Source organism: Leclercia tamurae, assembly GCF_025566055.1.
Classification (GTDB): domain Bacteria; phylum Pseudomonadota; class Gammaproteobacteria; order Enterobacterales; family Enterobacteriaceae; genus Enterobacter; species Enterobacter tamurae.
Window position 1 is genome coordinate 151,632 of record NZ_JAMHKS010000068.1, and the last position, 9,495, is coordinate 161,126.

Below are 9,495 nucleotides of genomic sequence, written 5' to 3' on the forward strand. Positions count from 1 at the left end.
GCCAGAAGCGGACATTTTCGGCTGCATAGTAATGAGTTTGCCAGCACTGTAATGGAACAACACAGATGATTAACTAACAGTAATCTCTATGCCGGTACAACGCCCCCCATTCGTCGGATGGAAGTCAACAGAGCAGGCCGTAACGACCACATAGAGGTTGGTCTCTGCGCGTAGTAAGACATTACCGCCGGGAGGGTTATCCGATGCCAATACCTCGAGCCTGCCGTCTGACTGAGGTTCTGAACGCTGGAAGAAATTGACCGGATCAGGAACAACAGGAAGCGCTATGTCGGCCTTCTTTAGCTCAAGGAGCAGATTGTCGCGACAATTAGGATGGTTAGACAGGCCAGCCCGCTCGTACAAGCCTGGGTTACACGCAGGGAAAAGCATGTCATGTGGGCTGGGTGAGTTATCCTGCACTAAAGTAAGGAAAGGTTTGGCTTTTTCACTGTAAAATGACTCGCCAACGGTGGGAAATAATCGCTCGGTAATATCTCGTGTTTGCGATGTGCTGAGCCAATCGTTTTCATTGCCGTTAGTAGCAATTGCCCATAAATCCGCTACTTGCTGACCTTCAGTGTCCACAACACGGAACGTTTGACCTTTTGTGACCCAGAAACCGCGCCCTTGCTGCGGAGGAATATCAATCTTTACTTGCTCACTCACGGCTTAACATCCAAATTTAAATTAGTGTTATATTGTAACAGTAAAATTTCTATATGTTCAATTCTTGTGTATGCAAGCAAATGGCCACGCCTTATTGAGACAGCACACTATATTCATTGATAAGCAAAAGGTCGCTTCTCGCTCACAGCGGAACAAGCTCAATCATTTGATGCCGTTATTCCTTTAAGGAAAGCGACTGAACTCACTCTGCCTCGTAAGGGGCGTGAATAACGTCGCGTTAATTGTCTATATTGCTATCTGCCGTTCCGCGAGAGCATGTCTTGCTGCGCTTGATGCCCATTCATCGGATTGGTCCAGGTGTGCAATCTCTGACTCTGCTATCGGCGTTACACGAATGAGCGGAACGGAACCGAAAGGCAAATTATCAATCCTGCGGCTATCACTGCTGAGGATGATTCGGGTTACTGGGTTATATTCGTTTGTAAGAGCGCAAAACAGGATTGCGCCATAATTTTCTACATCAGCAGCAACCTGATAGCCATCGGCAACGAGATCCCCCAGGGTAATCAAGAGATGAGCCCAGTCATCAATCTGCTGGCTGATCATATTCGAAGCGTCTAATTCCATGAAAAGTTCGCATCCTACGCCATTTTCCGGGTCTGCAATGCCGGCCCAGGGCGTCGAGAGGCCATCAGTGGCAAGCGTTAATGTGGTGTTCCTCTTAATATTGAGCACCCGGCGATGGGGCCCGAACCATTTCGTCTGGTTGTGTACATTTGAGTCATCTCGTTCAACCGTAAAGCCATCTGAGACGCTGCCATACTTTTCCCAGAAGGCTCGCCTTGCTAAAGCGGCAATCTCATAAATCGGGTCCTGAGGACCGCGCGGCACAATTGTCTCATCGAATAATGTCTCAACCGTAACGCGCCCCCGTATTAACGGTATTTTAGACCTTGTCCAGTGAACCATAACCTTATTAAAGGGCTGTACCCGTGATGCTTCGAGTTTCTCGACAACCTCCCGGACCTTCTGAAAAGCGTGGTTACCCTCTGCAACGTGACTCCCGTCTGCATACATGTAGCCGCCGGTTTGTGAGGCGACGCCTGCCTGTTCGGTAATAAAGAACCATTCTCCGTTCACCGCGCCAGCGGGTGCCTTGTCTAAGGCCGGGCGTAAGTCCCTTGCCGCATCAGAATTGGAATATGCTGTCATGTCTGTCCTTTAGCTTCATGTCTTATGCATCATACTTATTTCAGGCTTTTCAAAATTACAGTATTAGTTACCTTTAGGCCCAACAAACTGAAAAACGTCTGCCGGATTCAATTTGGCTCTGTTTAACATGGCTCTGGACAGTAAACGTCGGGGCTGGGATCTGGATAAGTTAATAACGCTTTATAACAGCCTTGATTTGCCATACAACGTCACTTCCTCTCAGGGGCAACGACATTCTCTTGCCTAACTCAACAATCAACACCTCCCTCTGTCACTTTTCGCTAGTGACAAATTATCCACTGCCTTAACAGATATTCCACTAATAAAGTTTTTCTTCATCCTGCGGATATTTGAGTTAAATGAACTTATCGTCTCAATTAACGATGTTTTACAGTCTTTATTACACGATTACACACATTGACATGAATGTTGTTGATCGGTAATCATTGCGTAAAACAATAGGCATTTTCTTATTTCCAACTCGTTATCCGGCCGTGCCATTTATTAAATCATTGTTATGTCGGGATAACCTGAGAAAAATCGTGATCGGTGGGCCTTTTACTCTTTCTTAAATACAGGGCTCTTCAGACATGGGGTTTCTTCCAGTGCGACACGGTTGTCGCATTCTTCCTGCAATCATACTTCCTTTAGCCTTTGTCATTTCTGCGACCATGGCTGAGGCGAGGGCGCCTTCGCACTCTATCTCTGACGACACTTCGCCGGGGGGGTTGTACGCCGCACTGCGCAGCACCATGCTCCATCACCCCAGTCTGGCCAGTCAGCAGGCGCTTGTGCGTTCCAAAGAGGCCAACGCCGACAGCGCCCGCGCGGCACGTTTGCCAACCCTTGGGGCCAGCGCGGGGACGGGGCAAATTTCGGGTTACAATGATTCCAGTTCGACCACGCTGAGTGTATCGCAACCGTTATGGGCGTTTGGGCGCATCGACAGCGCCATTGACTATGCCGACACGGACACCCTTGCTCAACAAGCCACGGCCTGGGCGACACGTCGTGACTTGCTGGAAGAGACCGCAGTGGCCTATGCGAATGTCCAGAGTGTTCGCGAGCGTCTTGCCGTTGCAGAATCGAACGTTACCAACCATCAGGCGTTGCAGGAACAGATCCAGCGCCGTCAGCAGGGAGGACTGGCGTCTTCGGCTGATGTCAGCCTGGCGAAGGCCCGCTTGTTGCAGGCGCGTTCCTCGTTCGAACAGGCCAAATCGGACCTGCTTACCGCTGAATCCACGCTGTTATCCTTGACGCAGGTGCCGGTCGCAAGCGACCTGCCGGTGCCTGGCAGCATCCTCAAACTGCCTGCCGATCGGGCTATACAGGAACAAATTCTTGCGCAGAGTGCGACCGTACGAGCCCGCGAAGCGGGGGTCACGCTTGCCGAAACGGATGTGGAACGTCAGCGCACCTCATCGATGCCAACCGTCTCCCTGCAAGCCTCCCGCAACGACTACTCCGGTATCCCCAACCAGAGCAATAACAATACGATCAATGTCGTGGTGACCGGCACGATGGAAGGTCTGGGACTGGTGAACCGCGGCCTCAAGAACGCGGCTCTGGAACGCGTGGAGTCCGCACGCCAGGATCTGGCCCAACAACGCCACAGCGAAGACATTCAGACGCGCCAGCTGCTCGATCAGCGTGATGCTAACCAGATGCTGATGGCGGGTTATGAGCAGTCCGTCATCGAACTCAGCGACACGCTGGCCTCGTTCCGTCGCCAGTATGAATCGGGCTACAAGAGCTGGCTGGATGTCCTCAACGCCGTGCGTGAATTAACTGAACAACAACAAGCCCTGGTAGCGGTACGATCGGCATGGCGGGTCGACTGCCTGCGCCTGGCTGCACGCACAGGACGTATGGACGATACCTCTGGCGCCCTGCCGGGCACCCAATTAGCTAACACGTCTGCGAGCCTTCCCTGATGATATCTGTTCCTCTCTCTGAACTACTGGCCTTGCTGGACAAGCTAAAGGCCCCGGTGAATAAAGCGGCGTTAACGCAGGCGTATGCACGTGCGCAGACCGTTCCTTCATTGACAGATCGCCCCCAGGATGATGTGCGCAGTTTACTGTCGGACGCGGGGATGAAAGATGTCCGGCTGGCGTTGCTTCCGTGGCGGCGTTTTGATCCCCGTCAACTCCCGGCACTGATGTGGCACGAACAAACATGGTGGCTAGCCGAGCGACACAGTGAGGGAGGGAATACCGATACCCTTACGCTGACCCGTGAAGGTGCCGAATCCCGAACGCTGACGGTAGACGATATTCTGACCGGTGCGCCGGGTACGGTTGCGGGTGACGAAACGGCTGTTCTCTGGTTGAGACTGGCTTCACCTGTACAGTCAGAAAACCTCTCTGATAGTGAAAACCCGGCCATACGCCTGGTCTGGCGAGAACTGTTGCGCGACCGCCGTTGGGTGTTCCAGGTCGTCGCCGCCACGCTGCTGGTGAACATCCTGGCCATTCCCACATCGCTCTTCGCGATGCAGATCTACGATCGCGTGGTGCCTACCCTGGCCTGGGCAACCCTGACCACGCTGGTCGTGGGGATGGTGCTGGTTGTGGGGCTGGACTGGCTGCTCAAAACGCTGCGGGCCCGCGTTATGGACAGCGTTGCCAGTAGTGTGGATAAACGCCTTTCCCAGCATGTCTATGAACACCTGCTGCACCTGCAACTCGACCAGCAGCCCGGCAGTCTGGGCACGCTGGCCGCGCAGGTGGGGGCGCTGGATTCGGTACGGCAGGTTGTCTCTGCCGGTCTGGTCTTCGGGATCGTGGATCTGCCGTTTGCCTTTCTGTTTATCGGGCTGATTGGTTTGATCGGTGGGCCCGTCGGCTGGGTTTACCTTGGAATGCTGCCCGTCGCGCTGGCGCTTGGCCTGTTCACGCGTATGCGCTTACGCCGTCTCACGCGCCAACAGATGCTTCGCAGCAACGAGCGTCTGGGCCTGTTAGTCGACAGTATTCGCGGCGCCGAGACGCTGCGCGCCAGTCATGCTGGCTGGCGTTTTGCACAAGACTGGCAGACGCTCAGCAATTCCATCGCTGGCTACAGCATTCAGCAAAAATCGCTCAGTCAGTTCTGTACTAACACCACCGGCAGTCTGTCGACGCTGGCGTATGTTATGGGGATCGTGGTGGGCGTCTGGGGCGTCGAGGCCGGATATTTGACCACCGGGGGCATGGTAGCCTGCAGTATTCTGGGGGGGCGTGTCATCGGGCCGGTGAGTCAGGGCGTTCAGTACCTGATGCAATGGCAGCAGGTCAGAGAAGCGCTGGACATGGTGAACAACCTGCTGCGTAAACCGACGGAGCGTCGTCCCGGACAGACCCTGCTGTTGCCCGATCGCCTGCCAGAACATATTAGTGTGGAAAAGCTGCGCTTCGCCTTTCCGCAGTCTCCGGTACAACAACTCAATATTCCCGCACTTCGCTTTCACGCCGGTGAACGCGTTCTGCTGTTAGGGCCCGTTGGCGGCGGTAAATCGACGCTGCTGAAGATCCTGTCCGGGCTGTATCGCCCCGGTGAGGGCCGCGTACGCCTGGGCGATGCCGATTTGTGGGAGATCGATCCCCAACTGGTCAGTGCTCAGGTTGGCTATCTGCCGCAGGCGGTGCAGCTCTTCAAAGGTACGCTGAGAAGCAATCTGATGCTCGCAGGGGCAGTCAGCGACACCACGCTGACCGAGGTCACCCGCGATCTGGCGCTGGATCAGGTGGCTGCCAGTAATCCGCTGGGTATGGATATGGCGATCAGCGAAGGTGGCTCGGGTCTTTCTGGCGGTCAGCGCCAGCTGGTAGGCCTGGCACGTGTGCTGATGTCTCGTCCCCGTATCTGGCTACTGGATGAACCGACGGCCTCGCTGGATGGCGAAGCGGAGGCCCGTGTCTGGAAAGCATTACAGGCCAGGCTGCAGCCAGAAGATATCCTCATCGTCGCCACTCACCGTCCGATGGCTGCCGTTAATTTTGCCACCCGCGTCCTGGTCGTGCAGGAAGGTACCATCGTCCGTGATGGTGCTCCGGACAAGCTGCTGCCAGGACTAATGGCCCGCGCCACGGGTTCGCGGCCCACCGTTGAAGTAACGAACTTAAAAACACGTATGCCTGAAGCATCTAATTCAGCAGGAGTCCTTAATGGCCGTTGAACTGTTTGACGACGAGGTCGCTGACGCCGCTCGCGTGCATCGGCTGGAAAACTACCACCGTAGCCGACTCTCCGCCGGGCTTATCGGGAGCATCGTCGTCCTGGTGCTGGGTTTTGTCATCTGGGCGACCTGGTTTCGCATTGATGAAGTCGCACGTGCACACGGGGAAGTGATCGCCAGCAGCCGGGTGCAGATAATCCAGACCGTGGACGGGGGCGTACTGTCCGAACTGGGCGTCAAAGAGGGTGACCATGTTAAGGCGGGGCAGATTCTGGCTCGTCTCGACCCCACCCGCGTTGAGGCAGCGGCGGGTGAAGTGGACGCGCGTATCGTCGGTCTACGGGCGCGTATTGCCCGACTGCGCGCAGAATCAACCGGGCAGTACGCTCCCCGGTTCCCGTCCGATCCCGGCCCGGCATTGCGCGAACAGGCAGACATTGAACGCGCCCTGTTTTTGCAGCGCCGTCAGAGCCTGCAGGAAGATATCACTGCGCTGCAAACCGCTGTCAATTTAGCCAATCAGAAGCTCAACCTGGTGAACGGGCTTGAACGCTCTGGGGATGTGAGCACCAGTGAGCGGCTTAACGCGCAGCGCGATCTCAATGAAGCCCGTGCCCGCCTGCTGGGTCGACGCAATAAGTTTCTGGATGACGCGCGAGCCGATCTCACCAAGGCCGAAGATGACCTGAGCCAGACGCTGCAACAGATGGCCGGCCGTCGCCAGCAGGTGCACGATACGGTCTTTACGGCCATGGGACCTGGGATAGTCAAAAACGTCCGCGTCACCACGCTGGGTGGGGTATTACGTGCCGGTGATGAGATCATGCAGATCGTCCCGTCAGATGATGCCCTCATCATTGAGGCTAAGGTTCTGCCTGCTGATATTGCCCGCGTTCAGGTTGGACTGCCAGCTACCGTACGCCTCGATCCCTTCGATTACACCATTTATGGCGCATTGCAGGGGGAGGTGATCTATGTGTCGGCCGACACCCTCAAAGAAAACACACCCCGTGGCGAGGAGATCTACTACCGCGTCCATGTTCGTTTGAAAAGCCATGCAGAAGGAGAGGGGCAGCTTGTGCGCAGTACGACAGGTCGTCAACTGGACATCCTGCCGGGCATGACATCTCAGCTCGATATCCGTACCGGCGATCGCACGCTGATGGACTTTTTACTTAAACCTTTACGCAAAACACTCAGTGAATCATTCCAGGAGCGATGACACCACAGGTGGTCGTTGCAACCCGATTTTCCTGTTCGCCCCAATTGGACACAACACACAATGACATCCGAGACCCAGATGAACCCACGCCAATATACGCTCAGTAACGGTAAAACCCGTATCACCCTGCAGGCCGGGCAGGCCAACATTCACAAGGCCGCGCCGGGTGAAGCTTACCGGGTGCTCAAGCGCCAGGGCGATAAAGATCAGGAAAAGCTGGCCGATGACGTCGTGGCTTCGCGTCACGGGCAAGATCTGCAGCTGGACTATGCCGATGGCACCACGTTGACCCTGCAGGACTGGTATTCGCAAAACGATACCAGCGTCACCCTGCCTGCTGATGGCACAGCTACCCAACTGATGACGCCCGGTAGCACCGAAGGGGCGGCGTTGGCCGACGGCAGCCATGTTCTCTATGCGCACGGTTCGCCGGACGCGCTGGCCAGCATGACCTCTGGTCACCCGGGTCTCGAGAGTATCTTAGCCGGCCTGCAGAATAGCTCTGTGGTGTCTGGCCATCCGGTCACCTACCTTCCTCAATCGCACTCTTACTTGGGCTACCTGGCTGGCGCTCTCGCACTGGGTGGCGTGGTCGGGGTTGCCGTGGCGAGTGGTCATAGCGGGAGTGACAATGGCGGCAAGCACGATAACGGCGGTGGAGAACCCGCTGTACAGAACGCCGTCGAGCTTAATTTTGTCGGCGGCCCGGCGCTCAGCAGTAACGATTTGAATGTAGAGATTTATCAGGCCGATGGCAAAACGCTGATTGGCACGGGGACGCTGGGCCCCAACGGCTCGGTAACCATCTCTGCTGGCAGTTACAGCGGCGTGGTGATTGTTAAGCTCGTCAACAGCGGCAGCGCTGCGGACTACCTGGACGAAGCGACTGGCGCGGGAAAAGACCTCTCTGCGCAGCTCTGGAGCATGGGTGTTATCTCCGGAGACAACAGTACCCTCGTTCTCAATATTAACGTGTTAACCACTCTCGCCTATAACAAGGCTCAGGAAGCCATCGGCGGCACGGCTGACAGTCCAGCCACCCTGAGTGCGACGCAGGTGGCCGACACGTCCGCCGCCATTAGCAGCCTGTTTGGTGTGGATGACATTCTGAACACCACGGTCGTTGCCACCAACGGCGGCAGCTATGATGCGACCGATGGCCTGAGTGCCGGTGAAAAATATGGTCTCCTGCTGGCGGCATTCTCTGGCGCGGAAGCCAACGCCGGTGCGTCCACCCAGACCATCCTTGATTCCGTCACTGCCGGGATCACACTCGGCAGCAGTAGCAGTTTGTCCGATGAGGTGCAGTCGTTGCTGATTAAAGGCGCAGCGACCGCCACTGACACGTCCGGCGGACTCAGCCTCATTATTGATACCCATGCGCCTGTCTTCAGCAGCGCCACGACGGCCAGCATGGATGAGAACATCGGGGCAGGCCAGGTGGTCTGGACTGCTGTCGCCACCCACCCCAGCCAGTTTAGCTACAGCCTGAGCACCACCGGCGATAGCGCGCTGTTCAGCATCAATGCCGCCACCGGTGCGGTCACCCTGATCGGCAACCCGGATTATGAGAGCAAAGCCAGCTACAGCTTCACCGTGGTGGCCACCGATGCGGCGGGCAATGCCAGCAGCCAGGAGGTGACCCTGGGGATCAACAACCTTGATGAAGTTGCCCCGACCATCACCAGCGGCACCACCGCTACCGCAATCAACGAAAACAGCGGCGCAGGGCAGGTGATCTACACCGCCACGGCCACCGACACTGGCGACATCAGCAACGGCGTCACCTTCTCCTTGAAAGCGGGCAGCGATGCGGGCCTGACTATTGATGCGAACACCGGTGCGGTCACCCTGCTCGGCAACCCGAATTTTGAGAGCAAAGCCAGCTACAGCTTCACCGTGGTGGCCACCGATGCGGCAGGCAATGCCAGCAGCCAGAAGGTGACCCTGGGGATCAACAACCTCGATGAAGTTGCCCCGACCATCACCAGCGGCACAACCGCCACGGCGATTGACGAAAACAGCGGTGCGGGTCAGGTGATCTACACCGCTACCGCGACCGACACGGCGGATATCAGCGGGGGCGTTACCTTCTCGCTGAAAGCGGGCAGCGATGCGGGCCTGACTATTGATGCCTCCACCGGAGCGGTCACCCTGACCGGTAACCCGGACTTTGAGAACAAAGCCAGCTACAGCTTCACCGTTGTCGCCACCGATGCGGCCGGTAATGCCAGCGACCAGGTTGTTACACTCGGGATCAACAACCTCGATG

Annotated in this window: 6 protein-coding genes; 4 read left to right on the forward strand and 2 right to left on the reverse strand. The window is 56.5% G+C overall.

What is annotated here, in order from left to right; all coding sequences use genetic code 11:
• Window positions 1–69: 69 nt before the first annotated feature.
• Complete coding sequence (locus M8318_RS06715; protein ID WP_262661599.1) at window positions 70–666, reverse strand: urea carboxylase-associated family protein; 597 nt, start codon at window positions 664–666, stop codon at window positions 70–72.
• A 246-nt stretch (window positions 667–912) separates the two neighbouring features.
• Window positions 913–1,839, reverse strand: coding sequence for a hypothetical protein (locus M8318_RS06720; RefSeq protein WP_262661601.1), 927 nt, complete (start codon window positions 1,837–1,839; stop codon window positions 913–915).
• 671 nt (window positions 1,840–2,510) lie between these two features.
• On the opposite strand from M8318_RS06720, the gene M8318_RS06725 reads away from it, so the two are divergent.
• From M8318_RS06725 to M8318_RS06740, 4 genes are all read left to right on the forward strand, one after another.
• Window positions 2,511–3,776, forward strand: coding sequence for a TolC family protein (locus M8318_RS06725; protein ID WP_262661602.1), 1,266 nt, complete (start codon window positions 2,511–2,513; stop codon window positions 3,774–3,776).
• Window positions 3,776–6,001 carry a peptidase domain-containing ABC transporter gene (locus M8318_RS06730; protein ID WP_262661604.1) on the forward strand — a complete coding sequence of 742 codons (2,226 nt, stop codon included), beginning with the start codon at window positions 3,776–3,778 and terminating at the stop codon, window positions 5,999–6,001. The genes M8318_RS06725 and M8318_RS06730 overlap by 1 nt, the downstream gene beginning before the upstream one ends.
• On the forward strand, window positions 5,991–7,223 hold the full coding sequence (locus M8318_RS06735) for an HlyD family efflux transporter periplasmic adaptor subunit (RefSeq protein WP_262661606.1): 1,233 nt from the start codon (window positions 5,991–5,993) through the stop codon (window positions 7,221–7,223). Before M8318_RS06730 ends, M8318_RS06735 begins: the two co-directional genes overlap by 11 nt.
• A 78-nt stretch (window positions 7,224–7,301) precedes the next feature.
• Window positions 7,302–9,495, forward strand: a 2,194-nt coding sequence (locus M8318_RS06740) for a cadherin repeat domain-containing protein (protein ID WP_262661607.1), incomplete at its 3' end; no start/stop codon positions are given.

What these genes read in the sequence shown, in the direction of transcription:
- M8318_RS06725 (WP_262661602.1), top strand. Translation starts at nt 2,511, where the DNA reads ATGGCTGAGGCGAGGGCGCCTTCGCACTCTATCTCTGACGACACTTCG.
- M8318_RS06735 (WP_262661606.1), top strand. Translation starts at nt 5,991, where the DNA reads ATGGCCGTTGAACTGTTTGACGACGAGGTCGCTGACGCCGCTCGCGTG.
- M8318_RS06730 (WP_262661604.1), top strand. Translation starts at nt 3,776, where the DNA reads ATGATATCTGTTCCTCTCTCTGAACTACTGGCCTTGCTGGACAAGCTA.
- M8318_RS06720 (WP_262661601.1), bottom strand. Translation starts at nt 1,839, where the DNA reads ATGACAGCATATTCCAATTCTGATGCGGCAAGGGACTTACGCCCGGCC.